The sequence below is a fragment of the Labrys miyagiensis genome (assembly GCF_030160835.1).
Classification (GTDB): Bacteria; Pseudomonadota; Alphaproteobacteria; order Rhizobiales; family Labraceae; genus Labrys; species Labrys miyagiensis.
Map to the genome: position 1 here is coordinate 53,377 of NZ_BSPC01000068.1, position 17,935 is coordinate 71,311.

At 57.6% G+C, this 17,935-nt stretch carries 14 protein-coding genes and 3 pseudogenes; 12 read left to right on the forward strand and 5 right to left on the reverse strand.

Going from position 1 to position 17,935, the window contains the following annotated elements; all coding sequences use genetic code 11:
- Nucleotides 1-295: 295 nt before the first annotated feature.
- Genes QQL24_RS29705 through QQL24_RS29715 form a run of 3 tightly spaced genes read right to left on the reverse strand, consistent with a single transcriptional unit; the run spans nt 296 to nt 3,009 of the window.
- Complete coding sequence (locus QQL24_RS29705; RefSeq protein WP_284315922.1) at nt 296-796, reverse strand: SRPBCC family protein; 501 nt, start codon at nt 794-796, stop codon at nt 296-298.
- 43 nt (nt 797-839) lie between these two features.
- On the reverse strand, nt 840-2,261 hold the full coding sequence (locus QQL24_RS29710) for an ISKra4 family transposase (protein ID WP_284315923.1): 1,422 nt from the start codon (nt 2,259-2,261) through the stop codon (nt 840-842).
- 58 nt (nt 2,262-2,319) lie between these two features.
- Complete coding sequence (locus QQL24_RS29715) at nt 2,320-3,009, reverse strand: plasmid pRiA4b ORF-3 family protein (RefSeq protein WP_284315924.1); 690 nt, start codon at nt 3,007-3,009, stop codon at nt 2,320-2,322.
- A 2,913-nt stretch (nt 3,010-5,922) separates the two neighbouring features.
- On the opposite strand from QQL24_RS29715, the pseudogene QQL24_RS29720 reads away from it, so the two are divergent.
- Together QQL24_RS29720 and QQL24_RS29725 are read left to right on the forward strand one after the other, a co-directional pair.
- A pseudogene (locus tag QQL24_RS29720) lies at nt 5,923-6,304 on the forward strand (transposase); the annotation flags it as partial.
- A 101-nt stretch (nt 6,305-6,405) separates the two neighbouring features.
- Nucleotides 6,406-6,583: pseudogene (locus tag QQL24_RS29725) on the forward strand (plasmid stabilization protein); the annotation flags it as partial.
- A 49-nt stretch (nt 6,584-6,632) separates the two neighbouring features.
- On the opposite strand, the gene QQL24_RS29730 reads toward QQL24_RS29725, so the two are convergent.
- Nucleotides 6,633-7,028 carry a PRC-barrel domain-containing protein gene (locus QQL24_RS29730; protein WP_284315925.1) on the reverse strand — a complete coding sequence of 132 codons (396 nt, stop codon included), beginning with the start codon at nt 7,026-7,028 and terminating at the stop codon, nt 6,633-6,635.
- A gap of 720 nt (nt 7,029-7,748) precedes the next feature.
- Here QQL24_RS29730 and QQL24_RS29735 point away from each other — a divergent pair.
- Nucleotides 7,749-7,970: a hypothetical protein gene (locus QQL24_RS29735; RefSeq protein ID WP_284315926.1), complete on the forward strand. Its 222-nt coding sequence runs from the start codon at nt 7,749-7,751 to the stop codon at nt 7,968-7,970.
- A 155-nt stretch (nt 7,971-8,125) separates the two neighbouring features.
- Here QQL24_RS29735 and QQL24_RS29740 read toward each other — a convergent pair whose 3' ends face one another.
- Nucleotides 8,126-8,344, reverse strand: coding sequence for a hypothetical protein (locus QQL24_RS29740; protein WP_284315927.1), 219 nt, complete (start codon nt 8,342-8,344; stop codon nt 8,126-8,128).
- A 548-nt stretch (nt 8,345-8,892) separates the two neighbouring features.
- On the opposite strand from QQL24_RS29740, the gene QQL24_RS29745 reads away from it, so the two are divergent.
- The 9 genes and pseudogenes from QQL24_RS29745 to QQL24_RS29785 all read left to right on the forward strand — a co-directional run bounded on the left by QQL24_RS29745 (nt 8,893) and on the right by QQL24_RS29785 (nt 17,468).
- Nucleotides 8,893-9,729, forward strand: a complete 837-nt coding sequence (locus tag QQL24_RS29745) for an STAS domain-containing protein (RefSeq protein ID WP_284315928.1) — start codon at nt 8,893-8,895, stop codon at nt 9,727-9,729.
- Nucleotides 9,730-9,731: 2 nt separating this feature from the next.
- The gene (locus QQL24_RS29750) at nt 9,732-10,124 is read left to right on the forward strand and encodes an STAS domain-containing protein (protein ID WP_284315929.1); all 393 of its coding nucleotides are present in this window, start codon (nt 9,732-9,734) and stop codon (nt 10,122-10,124) included.
- Nucleotides 10,102-10,512 carry an anti-sigma regulatory factor gene (locus tag QQL24_RS29755; protein WP_284315930.1) on the forward strand — a complete coding sequence of 137 codons (411 nt, stop codon included), beginning with the start codon at nt 10,102-10,104 and terminating at the stop codon, nt 10,510-10,512. Before QQL24_RS29750 ends, QQL24_RS29755 begins: the two co-directional genes overlap by 23 nt.
- On the forward strand, nt 10,500-11,507 hold the full coding sequence (locus QQL24_RS29760; protein WP_284315931.1) for an ATP-binding protein: 1,008 nt from the start codon (nt 10,500-10,502) through the stop codon (nt 11,505-11,507). The genes QQL24_RS29755 and QQL24_RS29760 overlap by 13 nt, the downstream gene beginning before the upstream one ends.
- A complete protein-coding gene (locus QQL24_RS29765; RefSeq protein ID WP_284315932.1) occupies nt 11,504-13,237 on the forward strand; it encodes an ATP-binding response regulator in 1,734 nt (577 codons plus the stop codon). The genes QQL24_RS29760 and QQL24_RS29765 overlap by 4 nt, the downstream gene beginning before the upstream one ends.
- A gap of 6 nt (nt 13,238-13,243) precedes the next feature.
- Nucleotides 13,244-14,869, forward strand: a complete 1,626-nt coding sequence (locus tag QQL24_RS29770) for a response regulator (RefSeq protein ID WP_284315933.1) — start codon at nt 13,244-13,246, stop codon at nt 14,867-14,869.
- Nucleotides 14,870-15,672: 803 nt separating this feature from the next.
- Nucleotides 15,673-16,401: pseudogene (locus tag QQL24_RS29775) on the forward strand (cryptochrome/photolyase family protein).
- Between the two features lie 424 nt (nt 16,402-16,825).
- A complete protein-coding gene (locus QQL24_RS29780) occupies nt 16,826-17,101 on the forward strand; it encodes a hypothetical protein (RefSeq protein WP_284315934.1) in 276 nt (91 codons plus the stop codon).
- Nucleotides 17,064-17,468: a winged helix-turn-helix domain-containing protein gene (locus QQL24_RS29785; protein WP_284315935.1), complete on the forward strand. Its 405-nt coding sequence runs from the start codon at nt 17,064-17,066 to the stop codon at nt 17,466-17,468. Before QQL24_RS29780 ends, QQL24_RS29785 begins: the two co-directional genes overlap by 38 nt.
- The last annotated feature ends 467 nt before the right edge of the window (nt 17,469-17,935 follow it).

Below are 17,935 nucleotides of genomic sequence, written 5' to 3' on the forward strand. Positions count from 1 at the left end.
GGAGAAGATGCTCCTATGTCAGGGTTCGAAATCGAAAAGCGACTTCGAACCAGCCTCGTCGTAAGGGTGAGAAGGAAAATATCCAGGCAGGGCCTCATGGCCAATGCGCGGGTCGGCCTTAAGCTTGTCCCGACCAGTCGTATTGTTGAAATCGCTCCTAGTCATCGATCTGGGATCAAAATTTGATATTGGCGTAACAAGATGGCTCTCGCTCGGAGGGCTGCGACGCCCCTCCGCTGAAAGGCGGCGACCGCCGGGGATCCGACGCGAGCCGATCCCCAGCGACATATCGATATTACTTGCCCTCGGAGACCCACTTGAGGGTCGCGAGCCAGATCTCATGGCCGTGATGCATGAGGCTCTCGTCGGTCGCGCGGAGATGAGTAGCATCCTTGCCCTTGCCGACTTCATCGGTGACGACCCGACAGGAATCGCCGAACGAGGCTAGATACCAGGTATGATAGAAAGTGGGTTGGGCTCCCGGCGCGTAGCCGTACCAGCCGATGCGGCTGAACGGCTCGAACTCGTTGATGCGGCTCTCGAGAGGCAAGCCGAATGTTTCCCACCGGAAGATCGTACCGCTCTGCAAAATGTTGCCGCCGCCAGCGTTGATCTGGACGTTCTTCGAGTTCGGATACCATTGCGGCCACTTGGTGGCGTCGATGATGTGGCTCCAGATTTTCTCGCAACTCGCGTTGATCACCAGTTCGTTGTGGGAGAACAAGTCAGCCGTCGTCGGATCGAAACCTTCCGGCCAGTGGATATCGGGCGAACGGTTCGCCAGGTCGCTCTGCATGGTCGTGCTCCTTGTTTGGAGAGCAGGAAAAAGCGTGGGGTGTTCAGGCGGCCGCAGCTTGAGTTGATGTCTGGTCATCATTTGCCGAAAGGCCCGGATACCATGTTTCGAATTGGCCGCGGAGCGTGCCATCAAGGGTTCGGGTGCGGATCTGTAGGAGCATATGGGCGCCGCGTCGCGACCATTGTATCTGCTGCTTCTTGGTGAAGCGCTTGGCGATCACGACATTGACGGCGGACTCCACGAACGACGTGGCGATGCGCTCGTCGTTGCGATAGCGTTCGCCATAATTTGGAATCGCATGGGCGTTGTGCTCGATATAAGTGGCGAATTCCGCGACCGCCTGGGTGAACGCCTTCAGGTTGGGATAGCTGCAGTCTTCTTCGAGCCCATAGAGGTCATCCGCCAGATCCTGGCTCCAGAACAGGCTGGCGCGGGAATTGCCATGCCAGAGGTACCGCTTGATCCGCAGCAGATTGCGGGCAATCCGCTCGCCGGCTTCCTGGTCGTGATGGACGAGACCTTTGGCATACTGGCCAAGCACCGTCAGGCGCATGGTGATATGAAACCAGTCCAGATGATGCTCGGCATAAGGTGCCATCTCGGCCGCTAGGTTGCGGACGTCATCGCCACCATCGGTCAGGAAGGTGACGGCTTGGTTCAGTTGCAGGCCTTGTGAACACAGGTGTTCCCACAGTCGGCGTTTCGGCTTGGTATCAAAACTCTGGACCAAGCCGAGATAGCGATCACTGCGATCCTGCGGCAGCGACTTACCGACCAGAATCCCGAAATGACTTTTCCTGTCGGTCCAGTCGCGCACGTAGCCGCCATCGATGCCGACGACCATCTCGCCTTCCGGCAGCGGCAGCGCCTTCCAGTCGCGCGGGCAGCTGTCGACGAAGTTCGGGCGCTCATCGCCAAGTTCGGATTCGAGACGCTCCGCCATACGGTGCAGATGATTGCGCACGGTTTTCGGATTGAGCCTGGTGTCGATCGGCAGCACGTCCCTGAGCAGGTCGACGGTCATGCCATAGGAGACGAGCGAGGCCCATTTGCTTTCAAGATAAAGCAGTTCGGGCGCGATGTGGCTGGCCAACAGTGAGGTCAATGGGCTGAAGGTCTGCGGTCCTTCTTCGGCTGCCGCAGCCGCGCAGCGACACCGATGAAGACGCGGACAGTCGATCGGCACGTTGCCGAACGGGGTGCGAAACGTCAGCGTTGTGTGGCCCTTGCGCCGAAGGGAGCGACCACAATATGTGCAACATCGATGATCGGCGGCGAAGGCGGCAGCCTGGGCCGCAACCAGGTGCTGCTGAACGCCGGCCAGAAACTCCTTGCCTTCATCGAGCGAAAGGCCGACTGCCTCCAGCCGATCGTGGCACTTGTCGATCACCAGCACATTGGCGTCATCGCAGATGATTTCGCCGGCGTCGCCAACAATCCGCAATCGCACCTCCACACGCATGGCTTCCTTCCTCCTTGGTGAGCTTGTCACTTGGTCTGGCGGACCGCGAGCGGCCGGTTCAGCAAAGCTGCTGATGCTTGAGAACATGGTGCTCGCCGGTGCGCAGCCGGGTGTTCACTGCGCGCCGGTCGAACCGACCCGGCCAGAACGGCTCGCGGGCGCGGTTTCGCTCCACAGCGCGCTCAAGCCGCCCGCGCATCTCGTCGTCATCCAGCAGTTGTGGCTGGTCCATCAGCACGACCCGATCCAGAATCTCGACTATGGTGTCGATATCTTCGTAAACATCGAGACCGAGGGCTTCGATGCGGCATTCGTCGTAGCCGGCCGGACCGCCGCATTCCTCCGGCGGGCAATCACCCTTGCCGTCGATACAGACCGGGTAGCGCTTGCGGAGCTGCGGCTTAAGCCAGGCTTCGATCCGGACCTCGTGCTTCCAATAGTCCGTCATGTCGTATTCATAGACGAACTTGTCACCGCGGCGGAAATTGAAGCTGCAAAGCGTTCGGTTCGGAGTTTCGGCTCCCAGTTCCCGGGAACCGTAATGCACGGCGTGGATGCGAAACTGATAAAGGTGAAGGCTGCGCCACCCCAGCACCACCTGAAAGACGCCATGCAGTTCCTTCAACGTCATGGCTGCCGGCATCAGGACACGCCTCCAGACCATCGGGCTCACATCGAGCAGGCGGACCTTCAGTTGCAGGATCGAACCGCTGGCTCCACCCGATGAGTCGATCTCGGCGTCAGGCATGCTCCAATCCAGTCCGGTTCAGAGGGCTACCGCGACAAGTCTATCGCCGCTCTCTCGCTCGGACTACCGGCAACGCCCCACGCTTTTTCCTGCTCTCCATTCTCGGATGCGGCGCCGGGCTTTCTATGAGACAAAGGCATCCTCACCGCTGCCATAGGTAGTTTCTGGCAGCGCGAAATCCCGACTTTTCCCTTGCAGATCTACGGGCAACCATTGGCACTACCGTGGGTTGACCCGCGGGTGACTAGGTTTATCCGACCGCCAACAACTTCGCCCCCGGCCCTGCTCCCCAGCGGGGTCGGGCTTTTCATGCGCGCTGCCTGAAGGGGGCGGAGCGGCCCGACGCCGTGTTGGGACGGCGCCGGGCCTGACCCGCTGACCAGCGGAGTCAGTGGGAAACACCGGTCGAGGCTGCCGTTTGAGGCGACGGAACGTATGCATATATCGACCTGCTTGCAATCCCACGAACGCGACCGAGATCGATCTCATTGCGACAAAGTGCCCTAGCCCACTAACATGGAGGCGGGTCGGCCGTGCTCCCCCCACGCGACTGGGCTTTTCATTGGAAAAGGGCTTGCGTTACCAAGGGCACAGTCGGCGGTTGCAGAATCTCTACTATTCCCTTGCAGATTTGCTGTGCAACCAGTGGCACCCCTACGCGTTTTAGCCGCGTCGGTAGATTAACCTCGCCCGACCGGGCCCGGCGGTTTTCGTGAGCGCTCAGCCGATAACCGCCAGGCCGCCTAAGAAATTTGGAGTCCACTAAACCGAGGGCATACAATGATTTTCTCCAGCCTTATCCTTCTGCCCCTCCAATGGCACCAGAGGCGCTTGGCGCGACGTCGCTTGCGGCGGACTTTTTTTGCTAGCTCCGCCCGGAGACAGCCGTGGCCGTGGTGGAAATAGCGAGAACTTACATGCCGACCGCTTCGCCGCTGCCACTGCTACGCTGACCGGCGACTCAGAGCGTACCGCCCAGCGCATGTCCACGGCGATGGTGGTCGTCGATGCCGCCCACCACGATATCGACTGGAAGGTGTGGAGTGTCATTGCGACTCTAACACCGTCACGCCGCGAACCTGCCCCGCGTTTCCGCTCCGGTATTTTTCACCAGCGCGTCTGCGTCGGCGTGGTGTCCATTTATGCGCAGTCTGGCGACGATCTCTGCGCGTTCCCTGGGCGGATTGTGGGCCTTCGCAATCAGCTGTTCGCGCATGTGAAGGTAGTATGCAGCGCGCATCGCATCGAGGAACTTGCCGCGGGGGCGTTGGGCAATGTTTTCTCCGCGATTAATTGCGAAATCCAGCGAGATAAAACTCCGCAGGCTTCGCCTACTTCAATAAGAGTGCCATTTTATAATCCTGAATATTGTGGGCGATCGGCCCGACATGATGAAGAAGTACGAGTTTCGTTGTTCGCACCTGGACAGACGTCGAGGTGGGCGAGACCCTGCCGGAGGGCCAGAAACCAGTACCTTGGGTTTTTTGGCGGAGGGTGGCCTTCCGGCGATTGCCGTAACGTTTGGCGCTTGGTAGCAATTCGGTTGCTGGCTGCGGGGGCGGGAATGAAGGTTTGTCTGTTCGTTATATTGGAGGCTTTTGCCCTTGCGAGTTGCGTGACGTCGAGTCCCGTCACAGAGGTCAATTCCCAGCACGTGATGAATCTTTGTGGAGGAACGCCTTCCGGGCCGGTTACGCCGGCCATGGACCGGTGCACGTACAAGCAATCCGGGATTATAGTCGCACGTCATGCGTGCACAGAATGGGGCGTTGCATCCAACTTGATCGAACGCTGCACCATGAATATTAACAGGTATTCCATGGCCTTCCGCGAATGTGGTGGTGTCCGACCGCCGGCAGCTGATCCACAGATATCGGCCGCGTGTGCTCGACCAAAGGCGCCGGAAGGCTCTAACTGGATGGTCTACCATCACGCTTGGAGCAACTCGCCGGCGTGCGAGGTGCCGCGTCAGATGTCCCCTCTGCAACGATGCACTCTCCGGACGCACGCAAAGGACGAGACTTCAGCTAGTCAGGGAGCATCGGGCCCGCCCGTCTGATGCACTCCCACAGACCTGTAGCGGGCGCTAGGACTGCGGGCGAGGGAACATCCTGGTCTACGGGACGTTGGGTCACGGGTGAGCCTCACTGGGGAGCCGGCGTTCGGCGCCGACGGTTTGGTTTGGGTTCCTCACGACAGAAGGATCGAGGCCAGGACAACGCAGATGGAGATCACAGATTATACATCCGTCCCACACAAAGCCTCGCGCATCGTGAACGCGCTCTGGCATGAATTACACCCCTCCGAAGGCGCAAGACCAGCAGGCTGGCACCCAACGCCAGATGAGGTTCGGGGGCTGAACCTCCGCGAGATCATCGGCCCTTCGGGCACGAGGATCGTCAGGAGTTGGCTTCAGGAAGCTGCCGACTCTGAACACGAGCGAATGTCGACTAGCCCTGACGAGGGAGTGGGGGGAGAAAGCGTTGCTCCAGAGGGGCAAGCGGACTAAGGGCAGACGGGCGCCGAGGCTCAGGCGGATTAAGGCTGGGCCACCGGAGCGTTGACCACAATGGCGGCATCCTCCCCAGCACCCGGCCGTCAATCGAAGACTTCGACTTTTTCTGTCTGGGTGGAATGAAGCTCTGCCGCCTTAGCGCCCCCTTGCCGCGCGCCATAGTGAATTGCCGGGGGAGCATCTGCTGTGCGAGTTTCGAACTGACGATCTGGCGCACCTGCTGCTCTACAGCCTTCGCCGTTCGATCGGCGGCGTCCTGATTCTGCTCCTTCGTGCCGGCAGCGTTGACGTTGATCGTCGGAGCGAAGCTGATCGACGGTCCAGCCGCGGCCCTGAGCGCACCGCCGCGGTGAGCACCACCAACGAAACCACCGCCAGCCAGGCGCAGCAGATGGGCAAGACGACCAAATTGCCAGGTAGCCGTATCGCTATCTGTCGCCAATCATGCCGCCAGCCTGCCATTGCTTACCAAATGTATCTGCCGCAGGAGTGGGCTGAAGATACCGAGGGGCGCCAGAAAGCCAATGTCCCCCTGAGGTGATCTTCCAGACCAAGCCACAGATCGCACTCGAGCAGATCAAGATTGCGCTTGAAGCCGGGGTGGCGCGTGGCGTCGTGCTGGCTGATGTCGGTTACGGGGTCGACGGCGGCTTCCGATCCGGCATCACGGCCTTTGGATTGGCCTATGTCGTCGGCGTGCAATCGACATTGAGCGTGTGGCCGCCGGGGCAGAAACCGCTGCCTCCTAAACCTCGGGGTGGACGGGAGCGAACGTCCTCGCAAGAACTCTTCTGCGATGTCCATGCTGCCAAGCCATGAGAGTCAAACCGATGTATCAACGAACTTCGTGACACAGTAGAATGGGGAGTGTGGCGTGTCCCGAGCATGAGGCCGAACGGCGAGCCTGGGCCACGTAAACAAGGATGATGGCGGCGGCAAGAAAGAAGGTGGATCCGGCCGCGGCAAGCACACCGGCCATCCCGCCGCACACAAGGGCGGCGAGAAGGGAGGGCAGCTTCGGCACACCGTAGTTCGGCCGATCGCTGCGTTAGTCGTTAACCGCGCCAGCCGCTTGGCAGGATAGATTAGTTAGTGGCAAATATATTATTCACTCGCTCGTGTTGTACTTGAATTCAGGAAGAGCTTTGAGGGAGTCCTTGGTGGCACCCGGCAGCACCATCTGCTTGTCTTTTATCTGCAGTGAACTGAACGGGACCACGACATATTTTGTGCCGATCCCCAAAAATCCGCCAACCGACAGTACCGCAAATGGGACCTTCTCCGACGGAGTAACGATCAGGTCATCGATCTTTCCGACGGTCTCATTAACGTCATTGACAACTGTGCTTCCCACCACTTTCGACGTCCTATACCCTGTGGCTAAGGTCGAGGGATCAATCTTCATCAAGGTGACCGTTTGTGGCGCGCCTTGGGCGAGGGCCGGCAAACTCAACGAAGATAGAAGGAAACATATGCCGGCCATGAACTTAAGTGACCGCATCATCTCGCGCTCCTCTGAATTAGTGATTGTAAGACGGCGTGCATGCGTTGAGCGCGCAGCACGCGGTTCAACTGCAACGGATCTGTGCCGTCTCTTCGGATTTTAACTTGCCGATCGCCCGACTAGTTCCACTGACTGGCACGCAGTGGTCCGGTTAGTATCTGCCGAAGCGCTCTGCGTTTGTAGGTGGCCCGTCGGAGGTGTGGTGAGCAACCCCTTTGCATCGGAGTCTGTCGACTGAAAGCGATCGCGCCTCCAGTCACATTCAAACCTGTGCACATTGCGCGCTGCTCGCCTCATGCTCGCGATAAAGGCCCGGTCGGCACCCGATCAACAGGATCGAAGAACTACTCCCCTGAAATGCCGCCAAGGCTGTCAAAGAGCTCTGACCTGACGCTTATGATCGTACCGCCGGTCTCCAAATGATCCTTTACCAGCGCCTATCGCCCCAGACATCGTGCGGCCGGGCTAGTGAAACCCGGTCGTCGTGCACCTTCGCCTTAATCCGGCGCCTTGACGCCTCGTTGCGTAGAAAATGTATCCAAGCCAGTAAATCTTCAGCCCAGCTTAGAGCCGACGGATCGCCCATTGCAGCGCAGGATATGTGCCGATCATCAGCCGCTTCCCCGAGGTCGCGGGTGATGGCCACGCCCTTGAGGGAACCATCTGGATACCGTTGTGTTTGTCCTCGGGCCTGTAAAGCCCAGACAGGGTGACAATAACATGAACAAGCTTTTCGTTTCGGCTCTACTTGCCGGTGCATTGATTATTCCGTCCGCGGCGGCGATGGCGGGTTCTGCTCGCACCGCTGAACCGCAGCCTCCTATGATGACGAAGACCAAGGTTGTGAAGCATCATCACCATCCCAGCCCCAAGAATGCGGGCGCTCATCGTCAGGTCATTCCGCCCTATCAACAGACCCCAGCACCGGCCCCAGCTAACTAGTCGAAAAGGCGAAGTCTTCTGAGGCGCGGGATATCCGGCACTTCGGGCAGCGGGCCTCAAGATGCTATTTGCCCGGATCGAGATTGACGATCACGCTACGCAGATTAACGTGAGCGCAGGCTTTCCAGCAGTTGCATAGCGTGCTCACGGTGACATCAATCCGCCTTGCCCAAGTATGGCGGCAGGTCCTGGAGTTTGTCGTTGAGCACCGATAGGCCGGCATCGGTGACCGCCCACCTTCCATCTCGGAGCTCCGCGTCACCCTGATCCCCGAGGATCTTCAGCATGGGCGGTGAGATCTCCGTGTCCAGGCCATTCGTCGAGAGGTCTTGCAATGCGTCGATTGCCTCTTGCGGCAGGCCGCTCGTGCTCACTGTACTTCTCCTACATGCGTGCAAAAGAGGGGAACCATTCGGCAAGGCAAATGTTCAGGACTTCGGCAACGTAAGAAAAACATCGCTACCTGCCCCGATCCTGGGGAGGCTTTTTTGGATCTTTATTGCCAGAAGTGTCCGTCTAGTCGCAAGTAGCAACAGAATGGAGTGCTTGAGGGTGGGCCGGGCGCCAGACAAAACATTGAGGGAAGGCGGTCCAGCAGGCATTTAGCGCCAGTGAGCGCAACAGTTCTAATTTTACCAGGGTCGCCATCTCGGTACAGACCGCGAACGCTAATATCGGCCGATTTCGCGCTTGAAGCGGCGCTTTAGGGCGCCGAGCAGTTGCAGCATCGATTCCATGATGCGGGCCACCCTGTCGGTTACCTCTATGCGTTGGGCCAGTGCAAGAAGGTGTCCCCGGCGGCAGCCTCCACCTTTGGACTCTCTGCGCTAGTGTTTGCTGACTCAACAAACCGAATGACGGCGCAACAATTCCTTCTATGATGCGTCCAAACCGGAGGGATCCCTACATGGCGGGAAGAAGTGTGACCGAGCTCCATGAGAGTTTGGTAAAGGACCAGTCTGCCGTCATTACCGATTGGATTTCGGGACTCAAGGAGATCGATGCTTTCGCCGCGGGCCGGACGACTGAGAGCGAGGCTCGCACCCAAGGAAGCGAGTTGCTCGCGGAAATTGCCAAGGCACTCAGGAGTGGCGACAGTGACACGCAAGCGGAAAATTTTAGCCGAGTGCGTGAGCTTGTGCGGGACATGTCGCAAACGCGCGCGGTGCAAGGCTTTTCTCCGGGCGAGACCGTGGCTTTCATCTTTTCGTTCAAGCGACCGATCTTTGATCGTCTCAAGCGTATGAAGGATGCTGACAAGCTCGCGTTGGCGGTTGAAACCATCACGACGATTGTCGATGAACTCGGCATCTACAGCATGGAGGTTTTCCAAAAAACACGGGAAGAAATCATTCTGCGTCAGCAGCAGGAGATTGCCGAACTCTCAACTCCGGTCGTGAAACTTTGGAATGGCATTGTCGCGCTACCGCTTATTGGCACTCTTGACAGCGCGCGCACCCAGGTCGTGATGGAGAATCTATTGGAGTCGATTGTCGAACAAAGCGCCGAGATCGCCATCATCGACATTACGGGGGTCCCGACGGTCGACACGCTTGTCGCCCAGCATCTGCTCAAGACCGTGGCAGCCGCCCGGCTTATGGGCGCCGATTGTTTGATCAGCGGGATCCGACCGCAAATCGCCCAGACCATGGTTCATCTAGGAGTCGAGTTGAACGTGGTGTCGAAGGCCTCGCTGGCAGATGCGTTCGCACTGGCCTTGCAACGGACGGGCCGCACTGTAGTAAAAATGAAAATCTAGCCATGGATCGTATTCCTATTCTTAAGATGGGCCAAGTCTTGCTGGTGACCATCCAGGTCGATATGCACGACCGTCTCGCCATTGCACTGGAAGAGGACCTTAGCGCAAAGATTGTGTCGGCTCGCGCCAAAGGAGTGCTGATCGATATCTCCGCGCTTGAGATCGTCGATAGTTTCATCGGACGTATGCTGGACAATATAGCTGCGGTTTCGAGAATGCTGGATGCCGACACGGTGGTCGTAGGCATGCGCCCCGCTGTGGCCATCACGCTTGTCGAACTTGGGCTCTCCCTCACAGGGGTCAAGACGGCGCTGAATGTCGAACGCGGCATCGATCTTATTCAAAGGCGTCTCCGTGAGTCAGGGGACGACAATGTCGACGTTAGGGAAGAATAGCGTCGTCCAAATCCGAAATTCCGACGATGTGGTCCGGGTGCGCCAGGAGGTCCGATCCGGAGCGGTCCAGATCGGTTTGAGCTTGGTGGATCAGACCAAGATTATAACGGCCGCCAGTGAACTCGCCCGCAACGCACTGGATTATGGCGGGGGGGGCACCGCTAACATCGCATTTGTTGAGCGCGGAGGTCGTCGCGGAATGACCATAACATTCGAGGACAATGGGCCCGGCATTCCAGATCTCGAACGGGCGCTCAAGGACGGTTATACAACCGGGGGTGGACTTGGGCTCGGCTTGGGAGGCGCAAAACGTCTGTCAAACGAATTCGAAATCCAATCGGCGCCTGGAAAAGGTACACGGGTTATGATCACACGGTGGAAATCGTGATCGCGGTCCCAGTAGCCGATCCTTCGCAGGTGTCGGAGACACGACGCATTGCCGCGACATTGGCCAAGGAGCGAGGCTTCAGCTCAGAAGAACTCGGACGCGTGTCGATCGTTGCCAGCGAATTAGCGACCAATCTCATCAAGCACGGCGGAGGCGGCGAACTTCTGCTCGGTGAGTTCGACGACGCGAGCGGGACTGGGATTGAATGTATTTCGGTGGATAAGGGTCGCGGCATTCGCGATATTGAGGCAAGCCTCAAAGACGGCTTCTCTACCGCAGGCAGCGCCGGTCAGGGGCTTGGAGCAATTCGTCGTCAGTCACATGCATTCGATATCTACTCTCAGATCGGCACAGGTACCGCTGTGTTGGCTCGTATGAAAACGGGGAAGCTGGGCTCCCCTTCCGATACGCGTAGCGCTTGGGGGGCAGTATCAGTCCCCAAAATTGGAGAAACTGCCTGCGGCGATGGCTGGCACGTTGTGGCATTTGGGCGCGGTGAAACGGTCATGGTCGTTGACGGACTTGGTCACGGTTCGCTGGCTGCTGAGGCAGCGCTCGCCGCCACGCGTATTTTCGAGAAGTATAGCGCCTTGCCGCTGCCGGAAATTATCGAGCGCACGCATCAGGGTCTGCGGCCTACACGCGGCGCTGCAGTCGCTGTTGCTCGCATCGATAGAGTGGCTAGGATTGTCGAGTTTGTCGGCGTAGGAAATATTGCCGGGTCAATTATTTCGTCCACCAGCGTCAAGAAAATGGTTTCTCATAATGGCACCGCCGGCCATATTGCCCGGAAGATCCAGGCCTTCTCCTACCCTTATGAGGGGTCGGGATTACTTGTGATGCATTCGGATGGCATCGGGACCGCATGGACAATGGATCGCTACCCCGGCTTGATCTCCCGCCATCCATCTCTCATTTCAGCAGTTCTCTATCGTGACTATAACCGCGGCCGGGACGACGCCACCGTTGTGACTGTCAACGGATCTATAGCATGAACTGGCCCATCATCGCCGTCGCCATTGAAGACGAATCGGACGTGGTTGCTGTCCGGCAACGGGCGCGCCGCATTGCCGGACTGTTAGGATTCGAGTCCCAGGATCAAACAAGAATAGCCACCGCCGTTTCCGAAATTGCCCGTAACGCTCACACTTATGGCGGCGGCGGCCGCGCGGAATTTTCGCTCGTGAATGAACAGGCGGGGCAATCCCTAATGATACGCATCAGCGATGAGGGCGGAGGAATTGAAGACCTCGACAGCATCTTGGAAGGCCGACATACATCGCAAGTTGGTATAGGGGTTGGGATCAGCGGCGCCCGGCGGCTTGTGGACGCCTTCGAGATTAAATCTAACCAGAATGAAGGCACCTCTGTCATTCTCTCCAAACGATTGCCTCGGAAAGCAGAGCGCGTCGGCCAGAAGGCTCTTGGGATTATGGCTCGGGATCTGGTATCTGAAACGCCTGCAAATCCCCTTCATGAAGTACGCGACCAAAACAGGGAGCTGCTCCTCAGCCTCGCCGCTGAGCGGGCGAGGCAGGATGAACTCGGCCGGCTCAATTCTGAACTCCAGGACACCAATCGCGGCGTTGTCGCCCTTTACGCCGAATTGGATGAACAGGCTGAGCAACTGCGTCGAGCGAGCGAGTTGAAGTCTCGCTTCCTCTCCAATATGAGCCACGAATTCCGTACGCCACTCAATTCCATCACAGCCCTGTCGCGGCTGCTGCTGGATCATGTGGACGGCACACTTACTGAAGAGCAGACCCGGCAAGTCGAGTTCATCCGTACCTCGGCTGCCAGTCTTACAGAACTTGTGAACGATCTGTTGGACATCGCAAAGGTCGAAGCTGGTAAAACAGAGTTGCGCGTCGTCGATTTCACAGTTTCTGATCTTTTCGGCGGTCTGCGTGGTGCACTGCGCCCCTTGCGGGTCGGCGATGAGGTCGATCTCGTCTTCGAGGAACCTGTAGGTATGCCGCCGATCCGGGCGGACGAAGGTAAAGTAGCTCAGATTTTGCGAAATTTCGTTTCCAACGCCCTAAAATTTACAGAGCGCGGTGAAGTTCGGGTATCAGCTCGAATGCGAGACGAAAATACGGTCCTTTTCGCTGTGCAAGATACGGGGCTCGGAATAGCGACCGAGCATCATCTTACGATTTTCCAGGAGTTCTCACAGCTCGACAATCCTCTGCAAGGTCGCATCAAAGGTACTGGTCTCGGATTGCCACTTTCGAAAAAATTTGCCGATCTACTTGGCGGAGAAGTCTATGTTGAGAGCGCACTAGGCGAAGGATCCACTTTCTTTCTCGCCCTGCCGCTCGGAGGCAAATCGATCGAACTAGCCGAAGCGAGCTCACCTACAAACAAAACGAAGCGGATTCTCGTGGTCGATGACGACCATACTTTCCGTTACGTCTTTCGCCAGTTGCTGGCTGACACCGGTTATGAAATCGCTGAGGCGGTCGACGGAGCTGAAGGACTGGAGCTCTTGACGACGTTGCAACCGGAGGTGGTCTTCCTCGATCTCTATTTGCCACGCCGTGATGGCTTCTCCGTCCTGCAGGATATCCGGCGTATTCCAGCGGAACGGAAGCCCGTCGTAATCGTTGTAACTTCTTCAGTACTGGGTCCGGTAGAACGTGCCAGACTGGCAGCGGCAGATGCCGTCATTCCAAAGGAAGAGCTCTCGCGCAAGGCCGTGCTTTCTCTTTTACCCGGGGCGTGAGAATAGATGGCAGAAAATTCCGAAACTCTGTTGAACGTCGATGACTCGGAGGCTATGCGCTATGCCAAAACACGAGCGTTGAGAAACGCGGGCTTCACAGTGATTGAAGCCGCCAACGGCGCTGACGCGTTGAAGCTAGCAGAACTCCATGACCCCGCCCTTTTGGTACTTGATGTAAACTTGCCCGACCTCAGCGGCATTGAAGTTTGCAGGATCATCAAGCAAAGTCGACCATCCATGTTGGTGCTGCAGACTTCCGCTTCACATGTAAACCCTGGTGATCGTATCCTAGGCCTGGAGAGCGGCGCTGACTCCTATCTTATCCAACCTGCCGAACCCGATGAACTCATTGCAACCGTGCGAGCACTTTTGCGTCTGCGGAAAGCTGAAATCGACCTTCGATCTTTGAACGAGACGCTTGAAGAACGGATTGTCGAAAGGACACGAGAATTGGCGGATGCCAACGACCGTCTCAGGGAGCAGATCGCGCAACGCGAGCGTGTCGAGGTCGCTCTGCGGCAATCTCAAAAAATGGATGCGGTTGGCCAGCTCAGCGGTGGCATAGCACACGACTTTAACAACATGTTGGCCGTCGTGATCGGTGGCTTGAATCTTCTGAAACGAAATCTTGCGAGAGGCGAGACGGATGTTGGGCACTTCATCGATGGTGCCATGGAAGCGGCCAATAGAGCTGCTGCCTTGACCCGCAGGCTCCTTGCGTTTGCCCGACAGCAACCGCTGGAGCCTGAACCGGTCGAAGTCAATGTCCTCATATCGAGCATGCATGACATGTTGAGCCGGGCGTTGGGGGAACGCATCAGTGTCCAAACCGATCTTGCACCGGATCTTTGGAACATTCTCGCCGACCGGGGGCAGCTCGAAAACACCTTGCTAAATCTTGCGGTCAATGCACGTGACGCGATGTCTGGCGAGGGAGACGTCTGTATTAGCACGTCAAACGCGATCCTTTCGGGAATGACCCTGGCTACAGCGGATATGAAGCCCGGCGACTATATTCTGATTACTGTGGCCGATCGGGGAGCAGGAATGACTCCGGAGGTTGCTTCACGAGCCTTCGATCCATTCTTCACAACAAAGGGAGTCGGGAAAGGGACCGGACTGGGCTTGAGCCAAGTTTTCGGGTTCGTGACGCAGTCCGGTGGTTTCATAACTTTAGATTCAAAGCCTGGCATCGGAACTTCTATAAACATTTACTTGCCAAGATTCGACGGTGAGGCTGTGGGGCCGAAGCTGTCCGAGAATATAGACGATGCCCTAGCGGTCGGAGGTCCACATCAGGTAATCCTCGTCGTCGAAGATGAGGATCACGTTCGTACATTTTCCGTCGAAGCCTTGCGAGAGTTGGGCTACACCGTTTTTCAGGCAAGGAGTGGACACGAAGCCTTGGCGATGTTGAGAGGCGGTCAGACGATCAATCTTCTGTTCACTGACGTCGTCATGCCGGGAATGAGCGGACCGGAGCTCGCAAGTGTTATTCGCGTTGAATTTCCTTATGTCGAAGTAATTTACACCACCGGCTTTGCGTCTGGGCGGGAGTTGGACGCTAAGACCTTATCGAAGCCCTTTAGCATCGAAGAGCTCGCCGCAAAAATTAGACTTGCATTAAACTGAAGGTAACCCGGCGCTGACGTTCTTCAGGTCGGAGTGGCGCGGGTCCATTTCGTCTTTACACCGTCAAGAAGCCCGTGGAGACGGTGTCACAGGCCCAGCTTTCGGTTCCGAGAACCTTCGTCGAACGATTTGTTGCCAGGTGTACGCCGGGCGGGTGGTGGTTGTCGCACTGCAGTTGATCGTGAGAATGCGTCCGTTCCGATCAAACGCTGTACTTAAAGATGAGATTCCAACCTTCAAGTTCTCACTTTAACTGCCCGGATGTATGGGCTCGGGCGCCCTTTGCATCCGTGTCGATCCCGATCTCATAGGCCGCCGCCTCGCGTAAATCGAGGCGGTTCAACTCTCGTTTTGAGCTGATTGAGGTCACGCACAGCAGTCCAGTTGTGAGCGATAGAGGAACTGCCTAACTTTGCCCTCGAAACGATCGCGCACCGCGCCTTCGGCAAAGGCTGTGGCAACATTGTCCGCAGCATTGAGCACGCGGAAAGGCCACCCTGCGAGACGCGATGTTTGACTCTGGCGACATCGAGGGATCGGAGGAGCATTTTCAGGCTGCCTTTCGTGTTTTCACTGACCTTGTCAACAAAGTCCCCGACGATTTGTTTTCACTCCGTTGGCTTTCAATCCACGATGAGCGTTTCGGCAACATCGCGAGAGCGCGAGCGAACGCTGGCGGGATGCACGCAGTGTGGACGCCCGGTGAAGCCGGGGCGCACGCGCGACTCGACGAATTTGCCGACGGCGCGGCCCTAAACTATCAAAATAAGCGCAATATACCGGGCGTGGACGGCACCTCCCGAATGTCGCCTCACCTCCACTTTGGAGAAATCGGCCCACGTCAGGTCTGGCGCTTGATCACGGCCCGCGCGCTGGCGGACAGCGGCAACCCGATGCCGGTCGATATCGAGACCTATCTTTCGGAAATCGCGTGGCGCGAGTTTTCTTATCACCTGCTGTTTCATTTCCCCCGTTTACCGGCGGCACCTTTGCGGCCTGAGTTTGTGCGGTTTCCCTGGATCGAGAACGCCAAGGGCCTATCAGTATGGCAGCGTGGATTGACTGGCTATCCGATCGTCGATGCCGGCATGCGACAGCTGTGGAGCACCGGCTGGATGCACAATCGAGTCCGAATGATCGTCGCGTCATTCCTAATCAGGGATCTTCTTGTGCATTGGCAGGTCCGAGAAAAGTGGTTTTGGGACACGCTGGTCGATGCCGATCTCGCGAGCAACTCAGCGAACTGGCAATGGGTCGCCGGCTGCGGCGCGGACGCCTCACCTTACTTTCGCGTTTTTAGCCCGTGACTTCAGGGCGCGAAGTTCGACCCGGATGGCTATTACGTTCGTCGTTGGGTCCCCGAGATCGGTAGACTTCTCAACGCTTTACTGCATTCGCCATGGGAGGCTCGGCCGATAGAACTCGCCGATGCTGGAATTCGTCTCGAGCAAACTTATCCGGCGCCGATTGTCGATCACGGTGTCGCAAGGCAGCGCGCCCTCGAGGCGTTTAAGCGCATGAACAAAAGCTGATTAGCGCGACACCTCTCGAAAGTTTTCGCATGCCAAGTGCGTTCCTAGTAGATCGACGGTGGCTCATGGAATAGTGGCATCGAAAGATGACTATGCGTTCGTCGGCAGAGCGCTAGCGAGCCGTGGCTTCGTGACCGTGATCTGTGACTACCAACTGGTGCCTTGATAGCTTACGGGAGATTCTGGAAATCTGAAATTGCGCCATCTTCAAGGTCGCGTTCGTGCCATTAACGGACATAGGACGACAGCCCCGAAGCAGACATGCCACAATGGCAGCCTCACAGCTTGATGCGTCCCGCAAGGTATGCACATTCTCACGGATCACCGGCACACTTGTGCGAGAATCTCAGCCAATTCTCATCCGAGCATCAGGAGGGAAACCGTTGGGCATTTGATACTGGCCTCCATCCAAAAGGAGGCGACAATGACAAAGCACAACCTTCAGCTCGATCTGGAAACCATCTTCATGGCTCACAGCGGGGCCGTCGCAGGCTGCTGCATATCAGGCTTTTTGATCGATCGAATCCTCGAAGCGTCAGCGGACAACTACCCGAAGCCTGCCAGAAGCCTCAAAACGAGACCAGGTCAGCACAGGAAACCATTGACCCATCTCAACCAAAAGTTGTCTAAATGGCGCACCATGCTCACGCGCTTTGGTGGCCATGCCCGCAAACAACGAGCCATCGATCCGCTTCGGTGAGTTTTCCCTGAATGCCGAGAAGGGCAGGGTTTACCGCGGCGATGTCCCGCTGGCTCTTCGACCCAAGGTTTTCGCGCTCCTGAGTTACCTGGCCAACAATGCCGGCCGCGTGGTTTCCAAGGATGAACTATTGGATGCCGTATGGCCTCGCGTGACGGTGAGCGAAGACTCTCTCACCCAAGTGGTCAAGGAATTACGCAAGAGCCTTGACGACGCGCGGGCCATCCTGATCCGGACCATCCCTCGCCGGGGCTATCTCCTCGATACAGTCACCGTGCCAATCGATGATGCCGGCAGTCAGCCGACGGTGCCGGAAGCGACACTGGCCGCAAGGTCTTCGTCGACGGCATCGCAGAGGACATTCTGAACGGCCTTTCGCTCTTTCGAGGTGCGACCGTCATCGCGCCGAGTTCCAGCTTCGCGATATCCGCGGAGGAGCGAGCCGACCTCCGCGTAGTCGGTGCGCGCTTGAATGTCGAGTACCTGGTTGAAGGAAGCGTGACTGCGATTGTCGGGCGTAGCAACGTCTCGGTTCGCCTGGTCGAGATTGCCAGCGGAAGGCAATTATGGCGCGAACGCTAGACCGCGTTTGGGGCCGAAATATTCCGCGTGCAAAACGAGATCGCCGTTCAGATCTGCCGGTCCAAATCAAGGATCATCACAATCTCCCCAAGTCCGACCACCGCGCTGCCCCTTTCGCCATCGAAAGAAGCATCGGCGAAGCGTGTTGTACCGCTTTCGGGTAAAGCGGCTCGGAAACTGGATGCACAGCTCTTCGACGAGCTGCATTGCGCTGATATTCGTGAATTCCTCCAATCGGCGGCACACGATCGG